Origin of the sequence: Alloacidobacterium sp. (assembly GCF_035631355.1) — a bacterium.
Lineage (GTDB): Bacteria > Acidobacteriota > Terriglobia > Terriglobales > Acidobacteriaceae > Alloacidobacterium.
Genome location: NZ_DASQIX010000052.1, coordinates 20,644 through 36,523, shown reverse-complemented (window position 1 = coordinate 36,523; position 15,880 = coordinate 20,644). Strand labels below are relative to the sequence as shown.

At 55.6% G+C, this 15,880-nt stretch carries 12 protein-coding genes; 7 read left to right on the top strand and 5 right to left on the bottom strand.

Annotated features, from left to right (window positions below; translation table 11 throughout):
- Positions 1-9 precede the first annotated feature (9 nt).
- From VEV40_RS09275 to VEV40_RS09260, 4 genes are all read left to right on the top strand, one after another.
- Entirely contained in the window at positions 10-1,122 is a 1,113-nt protein-coding gene (locus VEV40_RS09275; protein ID WP_324831827.1) for a mannose-1-phosphate guanylyltransferase, read from the top strand.
- Between the two features lie 4 nt (positions 1,123-1,126).
- The gene (locus VEV40_RS09270; protein ID WP_324831826.1) at positions 1,127-2,563 is read left to right on the top strand and encodes a phosphoglucomutase/phosphomannomutase family protein; all 1,437 of its coding nucleotides are present in this window, start codon (positions 1,127-1,129) and stop codon (positions 2,561-2,563) included.
- Between the two features lie 66 nt (positions 2,564-2,629).
- A complete protein-coding gene (gene pgi, locus VEV40_RS09265) occupies positions 2,630-4,264 on the top strand; it encodes a glucose-6-phosphate isomerase (protein ID WP_324831824.1) in 1,635 nt (544 codons plus the stop codon).
- A gap of 152 nt (positions 4,265-4,416) precedes the next feature.
- Complete coding sequence (locus VEV40_RS09260) at positions 4,417-5,547, top strand: BON domain-containing protein (RefSeq protein ID WP_324831823.1); 1,131 nt, start codon at positions 4,417-4,419, stop codon at positions 5,545-5,547.
- A 15-nt stretch (positions 5,548-5,562) separates the two neighbouring features.
- Here VEV40_RS09260 and ispG read toward each other — a convergent pair whose 3' ends face one another.
- From ispG to VEV40_RS09235, 5 genes are all read right to left on the bottom strand, one after another.
- Positions 5,563-6,813, bottom strand: a complete 1,251-nt coding sequence (gene ispG / locus VEV40_RS09255; RefSeq protein WP_324831822.1) for a flavodoxin-dependent (E)-4-hydroxy-3-methylbut-2-enyl-diphosphate synthase — start codon at positions 6,811-6,813, stop codon at positions 5,563-5,565.
- A gap of 117 nt (positions 6,814-6,930) precedes the next feature.
- A complete protein-coding gene (locus VEV40_RS09250; RefSeq protein WP_324831821.1) occupies positions 6,931-7,932 on the bottom strand; it encodes a zinc-dependent alcohol dehydrogenase family protein in 1,002 nt (333 codons plus the stop codon).
- 19 nt (positions 7,933-7,951) lie between these two features.
- Positions 7,952-9,127: a YncE family protein gene (locus tag VEV40_RS09245; protein ID WP_324831819.1), complete on the bottom strand. Its 1,176-nt coding sequence runs from the start codon at positions 9,125-9,127 to the stop codon at positions 7,952-7,954.
- A 16-nt stretch (positions 9,128-9,143) separates the two neighbouring features.
- Positions 9,144-10,208, bottom strand: coding sequence for a 3-deoxy-7-phosphoheptulonate synthase (gene aroF, locus VEV40_RS09240; protein WP_324831817.1), 1,065 nt, complete (start codon positions 10,206-10,208; stop codon positions 9,144-9,146).
- Between the two features lie 269 nt (positions 10,209-10,477).
- A complete protein-coding gene (locus VEV40_RS09235) occupies positions 10,478-11,512 on the bottom strand; it encodes an AcrB/AcrD/AcrF family protein (RefSeq protein WP_324831815.1) in 1,035 nt (344 codons plus the stop codon).
- A 250-nt stretch (positions 11,513-11,762) separates the two neighbouring features.
- On the opposite strand from VEV40_RS09235, the gene VEV40_RS09230 reads away from it, so the two are divergent.
- The 3 genes from VEV40_RS09230 (at position 11,763) to VEV40_RS09220 (ending at position 15,870) form a co-directional block, all read left to right on the top strand.
- A complete protein-coding gene (locus tag VEV40_RS09230) occupies positions 11,763-12,269 on the top strand; it encodes a TadE/TadG family type IV pilus assembly protein (RefSeq protein WP_324831813.1) in 507 nt (168 codons plus the stop codon).
- Complete coding sequence (locus tag VEV40_RS09225) at positions 12,266-13,741, top strand: Tad domain-containing protein (RefSeq protein ID WP_324831812.1); 1,476 nt, start codon at positions 12,266-12,268, stop codon at positions 13,739-13,741. Before VEV40_RS09230 ends, VEV40_RS09225 begins: the two co-directional genes overlap by 4 nt.
- Before the next feature lie 227 nt (positions 13,742-13,968).
- Entirely contained in the window at positions 13,969-15,870 is a 1,902-nt protein-coding gene (locus tag VEV40_RS09220) for a hypothetical protein (RefSeq protein WP_324831810.1), read from the top strand.
- Positions 15,871-15,880: the final 10 nt, after the last annotated feature.

Here is a 15,880-nt window from a genome sequence, read left to right as displayed (position 1 = left end):
ACGGAGGCCATGTCCAAAGTGATCGATTTTCGGCCAATCATTCTGGCCGGGGGCAGCGGGACGCGATTCTGGCCGCGCAGCCGCAAGGCGCGGGCGAAGCAGGTGCTGGCGCTTGATGGCGAGCGCACCATGATTCAGCGGACGGTAGACCGCCTTCAACCACTGGCAAAGCGTGATGATTTTTGGGTCATCACCAATGACCTGCTTTCGCCGACAATCTGCGGGCAGCTCGATGTTGTTCCTGAAGAACACATCGTCTGCGAGCCTGCCGCGCGCAACACGGCGCCTGCCGCCGGCCTGGCCGCTTTTCTAATTGAGAAGACCAACCCCGACGCGGTACTGGGCATTTTTCCCGCAGACCATGTGATTACAAGCGAGGCTGCATTTCTTGCCGTTCTGGAACATGCGATGCGAATCGCTGCCGCCGGTGAAAACATGGTCGTACTTGGAGTAACGCCCACGCGTCCGGAAACCGGCTATGGATACATAGAAACCGGCAGCGCTCTGGACGACGGCTCGCTGCGCGTGCGGCGATTTACCGAGAAACCGAACCAGGAACGCGCGGAAGAATTTATTGCGGCGGGAAATTACCACTGGAACAGCGGCATTTTTGTATGGGGCGCGCGCACTCTGGCGAATGCCATACGCGAGCATCTTTCGGAGACTGCGCCGATTCTGGAAGAAATTGCCGCGGCATATGGAACCCAGGAATTCCGCAGCGTGTTTGAGAGGCTTTATCCGCAATGCGAAAACATCAGCGTGGATTATGCGGTCCTCGAACCACGCTCGGCGAAGGGCGAGCGTCATTCCAACCTGTATTGCCTGCCTGCGAACTTCGGCTGGAATGACCTTGGCTCCTGGGCCGCGCTATATGAGCATCAACTTCAAGCAAATCTTGCGGATAAAGATGAAAACGTCATTGAGAGTACGGGCGGTTTGCCATTGGATGCGCATGGCAACTATGTTTACAGCCCGGAGAAATTCGTTGCGCTCGTCGGCGTGAAAGACCTTGTTGTGGTCGAGACGGAAGACGCTATTCTTATCACTTCGCGGGACCATTCGCAGGATGTCGGCAAAGTAGTCAAACAGCTTGCCGCAAATGGCCGCGAAGAACTGCTCTAAAAATATGGGAAATAAGACTGCGGTCAAATTTGGAACGGATGGCTGGCGAGGCATAATCGCCGATGACTTTACTTTTGACAATGTTCGCCTGGCGGCAAGCGCCATTGGCAACTATGTTTTGATGAAGAAAGATCCAGGAGAAGGGGTCTGCATCGGCTATGACACGCGCTTTCAATCGCAGGTGTTTGCCCGCGCTGTTGCCGAAGTTCTGTCCGCTGCCGGCATTCCCGTAAAGATTGCTGACCGAATCACTCCGACCCCTGCGCTTTCTTACGGCGTGCGCGCACATGGCGCGATGGGCGGCGTGATGATCACGTCAAGCCACAATCCATATCAATGGAATGGCGTGAAGTACAAAGCCTGGTACGGTGGTTCGGGAAAGCCCTCGATTATGGCTGAAATTGAGAGCTATCTGGGCAAGCCGCTGCCGAAAGCCTCAGCTCCGGCCAAGATCGAAGAGACTGATTTCCTCACTCCTTTTGTCGAGGCTATTTCCAGCTTTGCCGACCTTGACCTGATAAGCAAGTCGGGATTGAAATTCGGCATCGATTGTATGTATGGCGCAGGACGTGGCATCCTGGCCGGGATATTCTCAAAAATTGGCGTTGATTTCGTTGAAATTCGCGCAAACGTCGATCCGCTGTTTGGGGGCATCAACCCGGAGCCGATTGAGCCCCATATTCGCGTGCTGCAGAACACAGTTGTAGCCGAGAAATGTCACGCCGGACTCGTCACCGATGGCGATGCTGACCGCATCGGCGCGGTGGATGAGTATGGCAACTTCGTTGATCCACACAAAATTTTTTCCGTATTGCTGCAATGGCTGCTGGAGCGCAAGCAATGGCCCGGCGATGTGACGCGAGCCTTCAACACAACCGGAATGATTGACCGTATCTGCAAGCGTTATGGCCGCACGCTACACGAGCATGGCATCGGTTTCAAGTATGTCTGCGACCTGATGCTGGAAAAGGAAATTCTGATCGGCGGCGAAGAGTCAGGCGGCATCGGCATCAAGCGGCATTTGCCGGAGCGTGACGGACTGCTGAATGCGTTGCTGATTGCCAACGTGATGGCGGAAGAAGGCCGCACGCTGGGGCAGTTGGTTGCGCGGCTGCAGGAAGAATATGGTGAGCATCAGTATGGTCGCATCGATCTGCACATCGACGATGACCTTAAGAATGCGGCCATCGCGAAGGCTCGTGCAGGCGTAAAGCAGTTCGTGGGGATGCCGGTCGAACGGGTAAAGACGCTGGACGGCATCAAGTTTTTCTTGAAGAATCCTGAAGCAGCAAGCAAACCAAATGCGGCGGAAACTTGGCTGCTGTTGCGAGCTTCTGGTACCGAGCCGCTGCTACGCATCTATTCCGAATCATGTTCAAAAGAATCCGTGGCAAAACTGCTGGAAGCCGGCCGTGAATTTGCCATGAATAGTCTCAGTTAGCTGGTAGTTGTATGCGACCACCTGAGCTGTGGGAGAATCATAATCGCTAAGAAAAGAAGGAGCATCATGGCTACTATGGCAAAGGCAGTTCCGCTTACGCAGCTTTCCGCATGGAAGGCCCTCGAATCGCACTACCAGAAGATTAAAGACATACATCTGCGGACGTTGTTTGCCGATGATGCGAAGCGCGGCGAGCGTCTGACGGCAGAGGACGTCGGCATTTATCTCGACTATTCGAAGAACCGCATTACCGACGAGACCCTCAGCTTACTGCTGAAACTGGCAGAAGAAAGCGGCCTGCGCGAGCGTATCGATGCGATGTTCAGTGGCGAGAAAATCAACATTACGGAGAACCGCGCCGTTCTGCATGCCGCGCTCCGCGCGCCGAAGGACGAAAAAATTCTCGTCGACGGCAAGGACGTTGTTCCCGAAGTGCACGAAGTGCTGGACCGCATGTCGGCGTTTGCTGATCGTGTGCGCAGCGGCGCGTGGACGGGGCACACAGGCAAACGGATTAAGAACGTCATCAATATCGGCATTGGCGGGTCTGATCTTGGACCGGTGATGGCTTACGAAGCGCTGCGGCATTACAGCAAGCGCGACATGGTTTTTCGTTTCGTGTCGAACGTGGACGGCACTGACTTTGCCGAAGCTACGGTTGATCTCGATCCGGAAGAGACGCTCTTCATCATTTCCTCGAAGACCTTCACCACCCTGGAAACGATGACCAACGCGCACACCGCGCGTGAATGGAGTCTCAAGAAACTCGGCGACGAGAAAGCGGTTGCGAAGCATTTTGTCGCGGTTTCGACCAACGCGACCGAGGTCTCGAAGTTTGGCATCGATACGACGAACATGTTCGGCTTCTGGGATTGGGTCGGCGGACGCTATTCGATGGATTCGGCCATCGGGCTTTCGACGATAATTGCAGTCGGGCCGGACAATTTTCGCAAGCTGCTGGCCGGTTTCCATGAGATGGATGAACATTTCCGCACGGCCCCGTTTGCCCAAAACCTGCCGGTACTGATGGGACTCCTTTCTGTCTGGTACAACGATTTCTTCGGCGCGCAAACAGTAGCGGTTCTACCGTACGAGCAGTACCTAAAGCGCTTTCCTGCTTACCTTCAGCAGCTTACGATGGAGAGCAACGGCAAGCATGTCACGCTCATGGGCGAGCACGTGAACTACGAGACTGGCCCGATTTTCTGGGGCGAGCCGGGGACGAACGGGCAACACTCTTTTTATCAGCTCATTCACCAGGGCACGAAGCTGATTCCCTGCGACTTCATAGGATTTGGCAAGACGCTTAATCCATTGGGCGACCACCACGATCTGCTTATGGCGAACGTCTTTGCGCAGGGCGAGGCGCTGGCATTCGGCAAGACGCCGGAACAAGTAAAGGCTGAAGGCACTCCAGACTGGCTGGTTCCGCATCGCGTCTTTGAAGGCAATCGTCCGTCAAACACGATTCTGATCGAGACGCTCACGCCGGAAGTACTGGGCAAGCTGGTTGCGCTCTACGAGCACAGCGTCTTCACCCAGGGAGCGATCTGGCAGATTGACTCTTTTGATCAATGGGGCGTGGAACTGGGTAAGGTACTGGCCAAGAACATCATCTCGGAGCTTGAAGGTAAGGCTGAGGGCAAGCATGACAGCTCGACCAGCGCTTTGATAAGGCGTTACAAGCAGTTAAAAGGGTAATTTCTTATATTCTCCCGGTTTAGGCCCTCATGACGCGTAACTTTTTGCTTCTGCCTGTGTTTACACAAGCGACGAGCGGAATCGCCATACGTCTGTCCAGGCAGATTGCGGAAGTAGAAGAGGGTGTTGCAATCATGAGTTCCTTGAATGGCATGAAACGGCTTTTAATGGCCACGGTCATTTCTACTGCGATGATTGGTTCTCCATTGTTTGCGGCCGGACAACAAGCGCAGGCTGCTGCCCGTGCCGATGCAGATATTGAGACAGATGTGGCTGCCGCGCTTGGCCAGTCACCCCAGTTGCAGGGGCAAAATATTACTGCTGCTACTATCCAGGGCGATGTAACGCTTTCCGGCACAGTGCGCGACAGTGCCTCCAAGCAGCTTGCCGAGCAGCTTGCTGCGGGTGTGAGCGGTGTTCGCTCTGTGGAAAACAATCTCAGCGTCAGCACTCCTGCGCAGCCAGCGCAGGGTGTGAGCCAGCAGGCCGAAGAGCAGACGCCTCCTCCGCCTCCGTATGACCAGGGCGTGTCCACCCCGAATCAGGCTGATAAACAGCAGAATTATCCTTCTCAGGCCCCGAGCTATCCGCAACAGCTGCTCGGTCCTGTTACGATTCCTGCCGGCACTTTGCTTAATGTTCGAACCAGCGAGCTTCTCGATTCACACAAGATGCAGCCGGGAGCGATGTTCCAGGCTACAGTTGCCAGTGATTTGTATGAGGGTAACGTACTGGCGATTCCACGCGGCGCGGTTTTGACCGGGCAGGTAACTGGTGTTAAGAAGCCGGGAGATTTGGCAGGCAAGCCTGGACTTCAGTTGCAGATTACGTCGCTGGATCTCGGTGGGCAGACTTATCCACTGACCACGGATGCATGGACAGGAGAGGGGCCAGGCAAAGGCGGTTACTCAACCGCCAACACAGCGGGAGGTGCGGCTTTCGGCGCAACGCTTGGGGCGATCTTCGGCGGCGGTCCGGGCGCTGCGATCGGCGCCATGGCTGGAGGCATTACCGGGCTGGCGGCTTCGGCGGCGACCAAAGGCCCGCAGGTGGTGATTCCACCAGAGGCTTTACTCAACTTCCACCTTGCAGCTCCGGTAACGGTGACCCCCGTCTCGTATCAAGAAGCACAGAGACTGCAGGCGTCAGTAACGCCACGGCAGCCTGAACTACGGCGCAGGCCAGTATATGTATATCCGTACCCGAGCCCGTATTACTACGGATATGCCTATCCGTATCCCTACCCGTATGTCTATCGTCCGGGATACTACTATCCGCGGTAAGGACTCGAGATGGTCTCAGCGAACCTCAACCAGTTCTTCTTTCTTTAATCCGGTTCCGTACCTGGTCTTCACGTATTCATCGAGAATCTTCTGGAAGTCCTGAACGATTGTGTCGCCGCGGAGAGTGGTCATCAGCCGTCCATCGACGTAAACCGGGGCCTTCGGCTCTTCAAATGTTCCTGGGAGTGAGATCCCGATGTTGGCGTGCTTTGACTCGCCGGGACCGTTGACCACGCAGCCCATCACCGCCAACTTCAGTTCTTCAACGCCGGGATAGCGCTCACGCCATGTCGGCATCGAGTCGCGCAGGTAGTTCTGGATCTGCTGGGCTAATTCTTGAAAGAAAGTCGAAGTAGTACGCCCGCAACCGGGGCAGGCTGTCACCTGCGGGGTAAAGCTGCGGATGCCAAGCGACTGCAGAATCTGTTGCCCGGTCCGCACCTCCTCCGTCCGGTCGCCACCCGGCTTCGGAGTCAGCGAAACGCGAATGGTATCGCCAATGCCCTTAAGCAGCAGCGGAGACAACCCGGCCGCCGAAGCGACGATGCCCTTCATGCCCATCCCGGCTTCGGTGAGGCCAAGATGCAGCGGATAGTCACAGCGGCCGGCGAGCATGTCGTACACGTCAATCAGGTCGCGAACGCCGCTCACTTTGCCGCTGATGATGATCTTGTCATGACCGAGGCCGTAGCGCTCCGCCGCCGCTGCCGAATCGAGCGCGCTGCGGCACATCGCTTCCATCATCACGTCGCGGGCGTCAAGCGGCTCAGGCCGCTTCGAGTTTTCATCCATCATCCGTGTCAGCAACGCCTGGTCGAGCGATCCCCAATTTACGCCAATGCGGACCGGCTTGTTGTTCTCGACCGCGCATTCGATCATAGTGCGGAAGTTGTCGTCGTCCTTGCGCCCGATGGAGACATTACCCGGATTGATGCGGTACTTTGCAAGCGCCTTCGCGCAGTCCGGATATTTCTTCAGCAGCAGGTGCCCGTTGTAATGGAAATCGCCAATGATCGGAACATGAATGCCGAACTTCGCCAGCCCTTCCACGATGTAGGGAACAGCTTTGGCCGCGTCGTCATTATTGACTGTGACCCGCACCAGTTCCGATCCGGCTGCGGTCAGCGCCGCCACCTGCTGGATTGTCGCCTCGACATCGGCGGTGTCAGTATTGGTCATCGATTGGACGACCACCGGCGCGTCTGATCCCACGCGTACGTTGCCTATCCTGACCGTAACGGTCTTCCTGCGCTGTATTTCCGGCATAGATTTCCTCACCAGTATTTTACTAGAACGAGGCGCATCTCTTTGATTTGTCATCCTGAGCGGAGCGCGAGAGCGCGAAGTCGAAGGGCCTGCTTTTTCTACGCCAGCCAAGAAATCTCAGGAGCAAATCACCACCGCCGCCCCATCAATCGAATCGTGATACACCGCCGCAAGCGCCTCATTCACCTGATCGAGAGTAAATAAAGTTGTCCGAGGTTGAATCCCAACCTCGGTGGCCAGCTTTACAAAGTCACGGGCATCCTGACGCGTCATGTTCGCCACACTACGCAACTGGCGCTCTCCCCAGAGCAGTGAGTCGTAATCAAATTGCGGCATCCGGTCAAGATGAATCGCGTTGATCGCAACAATCCCGCCCTTGCGCAGCGAAGAGAGCGCTGATACAACGACATCGCCGCTGGGGGCAAATGTCACCGCACGATCAAGCTGGACGGGAGGTCTATCGGTAGCCTCACCCACCCAGACCGCGTCCAGCTCACGCGCCAGCTTCTGATGCGAAGCTCCGCGTGTGGCCACATACACCTCGCATTCCCAATGCTTCAGGACTTCGATAGCCAGATGCGCAGAAGCCCCAAACCCAAACAGTCCGACACGATCACCCGGTTCCACCCCGGCCACACGCAGGCTGCGAAAGCCGATAATTCCTGCGCAGAGCAGCGGAGCCACATCTTTCGCCGCCACCTTCTCTGGCAGTGGAATGCAAAAATCAGTGCGCGCGACCACATACTCGGCATAACCGCCGTTCACCGAATAGCCAGTAAATACAGGATGATCGCAAAGGTTCTCCATCCCTTTGCAACAGAGCAGACAAGTGCCATCCACTCCGCCAAGCCATGAAACGCCGAGCCGTTTGCCAACCTTCACGCCTGAGACATTTGCGCCCAGCTTCTCCACGCGGCCCACAATCTGGTGTCCGGGAGTGACCGCAACTAGAACCGGTTTCAACTCGCCGCTGGTGATATGCAGATCAGTCCGGCAAACCCCGCAAGCCTCAACGCGCAGCAGGATTTCGCCTGGCCCCGGCTTCGGCACAGGCACATCTTCAAGCTGTAATGGATGCTGCTCGATGGGAGCAGGTTGATGAAGAACAGCCGCCCTCATGACCATGATTCTAAGCCAGCTACTTCACACGAAATGCCTTCACCACAATCGCATTCGGGTGCATTCCCGCCGGAAGCATGGTGAAAAGCGTCCCAACGCGGGTCACTCCGGCTGGAGTGCGGCTCAACACCCGGACGACAGAGATGTCGTTTGATTGCGCGTCGGCAGCCAGCAGTAGATGTCCTTCGACAGAAAATGCAAGCGCATCCGGCCCCTCACCAACATGGACGGTATTGATGACCTTGCCATCATCAATCGAATAAACCTCAATCGAGCCGGTATTAAACTTGCTAATCCATAGCGTGGAGTTGTCAGCGCTCACAATCGCGCCCGCCGGATGCGCGCCCACCAGATAAGCGCCGCCGACCTCATTCGTCTGCGTCGCGATCTCTGATATTGTGTCGCTGCCAAAGTTGGAGACAAAGATCTCGCCACCATCAGGCTTCAGCGCCAGTTGCACCGGGGTCTGGCCCACGTCAAGAAATGTCACCAGGCGGTCAACATGCTCATCGGCAATCGGACTTTCCGGCTGGGCCAGCCCAATCACCATGACCTGATGTCCGCCCGAACAGGTAACAAACGCTTTCGATGAGTCGGGAAGAATAGCAATGTCTGTCGCCGCCGGGCAGCCGCTGAAGACGCTCCGAACTTTATAGGTCCGCGGATCAACAACAGAGATGCTGCCGCCCACGCGATTGCTGACGACCAGGCTCTTGACGTCCCGAGAAATGCGCGCCATTCCGGGCGCTTCGCCCACGCCAATCGCTGCAATCTCGCGGCGCGCAGCCAGATCGATGACCGAAACATTGTTTGAGCCGGAATTCGCGACGTACCCACGCTCACCCTTCGTATCCACATCAATGAAATAAGGCTTGCTGTGGACGGGGATCGTCGCAACTACGGCATTTTTCTTCGCATCTATCACGCTTATGGAATTGCTATCCGTATTGACGGCGTAAATCTCATTCTTGACTGGATTCGCGGCAATTCCCGTCGGGTTGTCACCCACGCGAATCACGCGGTCCTGCCGCATGTTCACAAGGTCGAGAACCGTAACGGTGTTGCTGCCGCCGTTGGTGACGTAGGCGCATTCGCGATAGTCAGCAGGGAATTGCGGGAAATCATGCCGCCGGCACGCCGTCAAGAAAAGAAGCGCAGACAGAAGCAAAGTGAAGTGCGGTCGGACTCTTGTCACGGGACGTATGGGGTGCCTACTTGGCGGTGGCAGCCGCGCCTTCCGTAATCTCAATGCCGTGCGGCACACTGCGGCCCAGCACCGCCGCGATTTTCGCAACTTCGTCGATCAATTGGAAATACTGCTCAGGATAAAGCGACTGCATCCCGTCTGACAGCGCCTTATCCGGCTGGTTGTGCACTTCTACGATTAGTCCGTCGCAGCCCACAGCGACCGCCGCACGGCCCAGCGGAATGACCTTATTGCGCTTGCCGGTGCCGTGGCTCGGGTCGACCACAATCGGTAGATGGCTCAAGCGCTGCACTGCTGGAACAATACTCAGGTCGAGTGTGTTCCGGGTGTGGTCAGCGAAGGTGCGTACGCCGCGTTCGCACAGAATGACCTGGTAATTGCCCTCGCTCATGATGTACTCGGCCGCCATCAGAAACTCTTCAAGCGTGGCCGCAATGCCGCGCTTCAGCAGAACAGGCTTGCGCTTCCGGCCCGCCGCCTTCAGCAGCGAAAAGTTCTGCATATTGCGCGCACCAATCTGGATCACGTCGGCGTACTTGTCTACCAGTTCCAGCGCCTCGTTATCGATGGCCTCGGTCACAATCCGCAGCCCGAACTTGTCGCGGATTTCCGCCATGATCTTCAGCGCTTCCTCGCCCAATCCCTGAAAGGCATACGGAGAAGTGCGCGGCTTGTAGGCTCCGCCGCGGAAGAACTGCGCGCCTGCGACGGCAACCTGCTCGGCCACGGCAAAAGCCTGCTCTCGCGTTTCAATCGAGCACGGCCCGGCAATCATCGCCAGGTTGCGTCCGCCGATGGTGGCATTCGTGCCGGGAAAGCTGATGACCGTGTCTTCTTCCTTCACATCGCGGCTCACCAGCTTGTAAGGCTTCGAAACTTTAATGATCTCGGCGACGCCGGACATCTCTTCCAGATTGCCCCGGTCAATTTCTCCCTGGTTGCCGGTGATACCAATGGCGGTGCGCTGCGCTCCGGGAAGTGGATGGGGGCGATAGCCCAGTTGCTCAATTTGTTCGCAGACTGCCTGGATCTCTTCCTGTGTCGCATGGGCTTTCATCACTACAAGCATTGAACAGGCCTTTCAGTAACTCCCAAGTGTATCGGCTTCCTTCCAGAGGAAGCAACGAAAGCCGCCTACTCATAGCAATTCTGGGGACCGGTTCACGATAAAACCAGACATATTGTCAAGGCGGAAGCCTTAGAAACGCATCCCCGCCCAATTTGCGCAAAGTGCTGTTCGACGTCTGCAGAGTCGTCGCTTTCCCTGAATCAGGAAACTATCTCGCACAATCGTTCGCGCAACACCTGATACAGATCCTTCTGCTCGATGCCTCGTCTCTAGAACAGAGGAGCCAGGGCCACTGCCGTCAATCCGCAAAGAAAAAATACGAACATCCACACGAGCAATGTTTTGGCCCGCGCCGGCGCGCCGGCAAATTCTTTCCAGACGAAAACACCCCAGCACGCGGAAATCATCGTCGCTCCCTGCCCGATGGAATACGATACGGCTGGCCCGACGATATGGGCGCGCGACGCCACGAAATTCAATACGCCGCCTGTGCACCAGATCGCGCCTCCGACAATGCCCCACATATGCCATCGTCCCGATGCGGATGCATAGGCCCTCATCGCAACCGGTGGTTTCCCATCCAGGGGATGCCGCATGAGCAGAGTATTGGCAACCAGAGAGCATGCCGCCACTCCCAGAGCAAACCAGAATGATGTGGCATACGGTCCCGGAGCATTCTCGCCGCTCATCGCCTTTGAGACGAATGGATAAAAACACCCCATCAGCAGACCGGCAACCAGGCTGATAACAACACCGCCCCTACTCATCGTTTGCTGGGTCGCCTCCCGAAGACGATAGGCCGCTGCATCAAGCACAATCGCAGTCACGACGAGAGCGACACCGCCGAATAATATGACAGGATTGCCTGCAGGCGATATCCAATAGCTGCTGACTGCGCCAACCACCAAAGCAAGGCCTATCCCGATAGGAAATGCAACTGCGAGCCCGGCAATATCAATTGCCGCCACCAGAAGCAGGTTGGCGACATTGAAAATGACTCCGCCCAGCACAGCAAACCACATGTGATGACTGCTGCTATGCGCGAGATCAGAGATAAATGCGCGGCCAGTCCCTCCACTGCTGCCAAGGCTCATTCCCCATACGACTGAACCAAGAATTAAGCCGATTACATAGTCCCAATAGAAGAGCTGAAAGCGGTAGCCGGGGCATAACTTGACCGTATTTGCCCATGATCCCCAGCACAGCATGCTGAGGACCATGAAGGTGAGCGCAATGAAATATGTTTCGGGCTGATACAAAAATATCCCCGGCAACTGGCTTGAACGACTTTCCTTATATCTCATAAGGAGAAGCTTCCATGCAACCGCTCAAAAAATCAGTGCTCGCAGGGCGAATTCCAATCAGAAAGATAGAAGAGTGAAGCTTGATTTCCTTACGAAAGTAACGGTTGTAGAACCGAGGGATATAACTCTTGTTTGATTGAACATCCTTCGAATTAGCCATATAAGAGATACTAATCAGTAAATACTACGCCCCCACTCGGTGGTGCATATGAACTTAGCAAGCCGCACAGCGGCCTCAACTGAAGCATGCATGGAGACGCTCTCTTTGCGTGGACGCATCCGTGCGCGCCGCCATCCCAGCTGTGATGACGGCCAATCTATCCTTGAGTTCGCTCTTTGTGTGCCCGTTCTCCTGCTCATCGTGACCGGCATTACTACCTTCGGGGTCGCCCTTAGCAACTATCTGACGATGACGAACGCCGTCGGCACCGCAGCGCAGTATCTTGCGGTACAGCGCAGCGTTACGACAAACCCATGCAGCGATGCCGCCAACGCATTTGTGAATGCCGCGCCAAATCTTAATACAGCGAACCTGACTTTCTCTTTTTCGCTGAATGGCACTTCCTATGGTCCATATACGGGACTGAGCAAGAGCACATGCAGCAGCAGCAGCACCTCCACCGGAGCTGCCGGAAACCTCGTCGCCGGTGGGTCCGCCCAGATGACCGTCTATTACCCCTGTAACCTTGCTGTCTACGGACATAACTTTCTGCCAAATTGCAATCTTGCGGTGCAGACAACGGAGATTGTCCAATGAACTGTCATGACAATTCATTCTTACGCCGCACATACAAAGACCAGCGCGGTCAGATGATTCCAATCATCGCCTTTATGATGATCACCTTTCTTGGGATGGCAGGCCTGGTCGTCGATGTCGGGCATGCTTACTTCGCCCACCGCCTGCTACTCAATTCAACCAATGCAGCGGCCATGGCCGGAGCGCAGGGGCTTTCCACTTCCGGCACCCTGGCCGTCTCCAATGCCAAGGCCTACAGTTCCCAGTCAGGACAGAACAACGCTTATCCCAACCTGAATGTCACCAACTCCTATTTCACGCTGGGTTGCGCTGCATCTTTTGCGCAAACGGTACCCTGCGTCCCTACAGGCTCGGGCGGCGCCACTGCAAATGCCATCCAGGTCATCCAGACCGCCAGCGTGCCGACAACATTTATGGGGCTGTTCGGTTTCAAGGCAATTAACATCTCCGCCAAAGGAACAGCACTCATGCAGGGTGCCGGGCCAAAATCCTATAACCTGGCCGTTATCATCGACGCTACGCAATCCATGAACTCTAACGATAGCAATTGCAGCGGCAATACAAGGATTCAGTGTGCATTGAGCGGCGTTCAGACGCTGCTGACGACCATCAGCCCCTGCTCCTCCTCTGGCTGCGGCAGCCTGGGCTCCGATGGCAACTATACCAACGCCATTGATCGCGTCAGTATATTCACATTTCCCGAACCATCGTCAGCTACGCAGGCGGCCCGTGACTACGATTGCAGTAGCAGCACAAGCCCGGGCATAGTGCCCTATACTTTTCCCACGGCAAATGCCACCAGTTATTCGCCAGCATCAGGCACTCCGACCTATCAGGTCACGGACTTTATGAGCAATTATCAGAGCCTTGACTCGTCCGGTGCTCCAAATGGTTCTGTAAATACGTCCAGCACCTCCTATGTTGGGCGCGCAGTCGGATCTGGTTCGTGCTCAGGCATGCAGGCCCCGGGCGGCGAAGGGACCTACTATGCAGGCGTCATCTATGCCGCAGAGGGTGCGCTTCTGGCTGAACAGGCTGCCGAAAAGGCAGCCAATCAGACCGTGCAGAATGCCATGATCATCGTCAGTGATGGTGCGGCAACAGCCAGTCAAAGTCAGATGGTGTCATCCGCAACAAACAAAGGCACTTATCCCTCATACAAAAGCGAATGCGGGCAGGCAGTGCAGGCTGCACAGGACGCCAACTCCAAGGGCATTACTGTGTATTCCGTTGCCTATGGATCGCAGACGTCCGGCTGCACTACTGACAGCGGTACCTATACCTCGCCGTGCGCCACGATGAAGGGCATGGCGTCCAACGTCAACACAACCTTCTACTCCGACGCCGGAAGCAATTCCAGCGGATGCAAATCGTCTCTTAATCCTTCGACCCTGGGCGGCATCTTTACGTCTATTGGAGGCCAGTTGACTGCCGCGCGTCTCATCCCCAACAGCGCCTTTCCCTCAAGTTGACCTCAGTGTCATGCTCCATGCTGCAGGAAAATTAGATTCGCAAAACTGGTAAACATAAAAGAAGGCATGGCCAAAAGCCGTGCCTTTTCTTTTCATCCAGTAGCTTATACAAAACAAAATATCTCCATGAAATTATGGCTGGCATTCTTGTAGATGTAGTTATAGTGCATAGAGAAAGACTCGAACCCTGAAAGTTGCCACAAGCACCGCCTCGAAAGATTGAAGATATGGAAAGAATTGGTTATGAAACACGTCGATATAGGTGGGGTCTTCAAGTCGGCATCTGGACTGCTGTCGTTGTTGCGATGGCAACCGCAAGTGCATCGTGTCTGATAGCGCAATCCAGCGTTCATGTACCCTCTGAAGATTCTCGCAACACCAATGTCGTTACAGTTACGACGCACGTGCCTCTGCCAGAGTTCACCAGTTTGAAGGCATGGGAACTGCGTAAAGAGTTTCTAAGGAATCAGATTCTTGTTTCAGCCGGGCTCTCGCCAATGCCGGAGAAAACTCCGCTTCACGCACAAGTCTTTGGCAAGCTTGAGCAGAAGGACTATACGATCGAAAAAGTGCTGATTGAAACGCTGCCCGGATTTTATCTAGGCGGCAATCTCTACCGGCCGCAAAACGGTAGACCGAAGCATCCCGGCATCCTCAACCCGCACGGCCATTGGCCGTATGGAAGGCTTGAAAACCAGCCGCTTTACTCCGGGCCTTCTCTTGGCATCAGTCTCGCTCGCCAGGGCTACGTCGTCTTTGCGTACGACATGATCGGTTATACCGACACGATCCAATTGCCACACCGGTTCGGCAGCCCGGAGCAACGGTTGTGGTCCTTTGGCCCGCTGGGTTTGCAACTCTGGAACTCAATTCGCGCACTCGATTTCCTTGCATCTCTCGACGATGTGGATGCAACCCGCCTGGGCATAACCGGTGCATCCGGCGGCGGAACGCAGGCATTTCTGCTGACAGCCGTAGATGATCGCGTACAGTACGCCTCACCCGTCAACATGGTATCGGCCATCATGCAAGGTGGCGATCTGTGCGAGAATGCTCCCGGACTGCGGCTCAACACCAGCAACGTTGAAATTGCCGCCATGTTTGCGCCCAAGCCGATGCTGCTTGTCTCCGCCACAGGCGATTGGACGCATAATGTTCCGAAAGAAGAGTACCCGGCGATCAGAAAGATTTACGACCTCTACGGCAAGGGCGATCAGGTTGAGGTCGTTCAGATTGACGCGCCGCACAACTTCAACCAACTCAGCCGGGAAGCCGTTTACCGATTCTTTGCTAAACACAATCCAGGCCTGAGTGATAGCCGGGAACTCACCGAGCACGACATTTCTGTGCCCCCGCTCCAGGACATGATGGCGCTCTCCAATCGCACGCTGCCTGCAAATGCTCTTGATCTGGATGGGACATTTCGTCTTTGGCAGAATCTCTCGCAAGTCCAGAACGGTCAGATTCAGGATCGCCCTTTTCTCCGCGAGCGTCTGAGACAGACACTTGCCGTAGAAGTTCCCCAAAACGTAATAGCCGACATGAATGGCCGCTCAATCGTTCTCAGCCGCCCCGGCAAGAATGACAGAGTGCCTGGCATCTGGATTCAAGGGAGCGGCAAGACAGCGATTGTCGTCGATCCCAATGGTTCGGCTGCGGCCCTCGAAACGGATCTTGTCAAGCGATTGCGGAAAGAGGGCAGACCTGTTCTGTTGTTGGATGTTTTTCAGACAGGATCGGCAAAAGCTCCGCGCGCAGGTGACATTGCAAACGGACCTATGCCCAGGTTGGCTGACAACGCCGACGAGGAAGAGCGAGCCGATGCCGCCGCCGGATATCCAAAATTTCTGACGTTCAATGTAAGCGATGATGCTGCGCGCGTGCAGGACATTCTTACTGCGATTGCATGGTCGAACAGGAACCATCAGGATGTAGAGGTCTTCGCCACCGGCGATGCGGCTCTGTGGTCTACATTCGCGGCTGCTGTCAGCACTGTTCCGGTTGCGCTGCATCTCGAAAATATTCCTGAAGTGACATCGAATGCAGACTATGTAAAACACTTCAACGTTCCCGGCATTTTGCGCGCAGGCGGCTTGTCCGTCGCAACAAAGCTCATAGATAGTAAATAACCGTGTTGTT

Bases quoted from the DNA above. Each gene is read 5' to 3' on its own strand.
- VEV40_RS09275 (WP_324831827.1), top strand. From the start codon at position 10: ATGTCCAAAGTGATCGATTTTCGGCCAATCATTCTGGCCGGGGGCAGC.
- VEV40_RS09270 (WP_324831826.1), top strand. From the start codon at position 1,127: ATGGGAAATAAGACTGCGGTCAAATTTGGAACGGATGGCTGGCGAGGC.
- pgi (WP_324831824.1), top strand. From the start codon at position 2,630: ATGGCTACTATGGCAAAGGCAGTTCCGCTTACGCAGCTTTCCGCATGG.
- VEV40_RS09260 (WP_324831823.1), top strand. From the start codon at position 4,417: ATGAAACGGCTTTTAATGGCCACGGTCATTTCTACTGCGATGATTGGT.
- ispG (WP_324831822.1), bottom strand. From the start codon at position 6,813: ATGCCGGAAATACAGCGCAGGAAGACCGTTACGGTCAGGATAGGCAAC.
- VEV40_RS09250 (WP_324831821.1), bottom strand. From the start codon at position 7,932: ATGAGGGCGGCTGTTCTTCATCAACCTGCTCCCATCGAGCAGCATCCA.
- aroF (WP_324831817.1), bottom strand. From the start codon at position 10,208: ATGCTTGTAGTGATGAAAGCCCATGCGACACAGGAAGAGATCCAGGCA.
- VEV40_RS09235 (WP_324831815.1), bottom strand. From the start codon at position 11,512: ATGAGATATAAGGAAAGTCGTTCAAGCCAGTTGCCGGGGATATTTTTG.
- VEV40_RS09230 (WP_324831813.1), top strand. From the start codon at position 11,763: ATGGAGACGCTCTCTTTGCGTGGACGCATCCGTGCGCGCCGCCATCCC.
- VEV40_RS09225 (WP_324831812.1), top strand. From the start codon at position 12,266: ATGAACTGTCATGACAATTCATTCTTACGCCGCACATACAAAGACCAG.
- VEV40_RS09220 (WP_324831810.1), top strand. From the start codon at position 13,969: ATGGAAAGAATTGGTTATGAAACACGTCGATATAGGTGGGGTCTTCAA.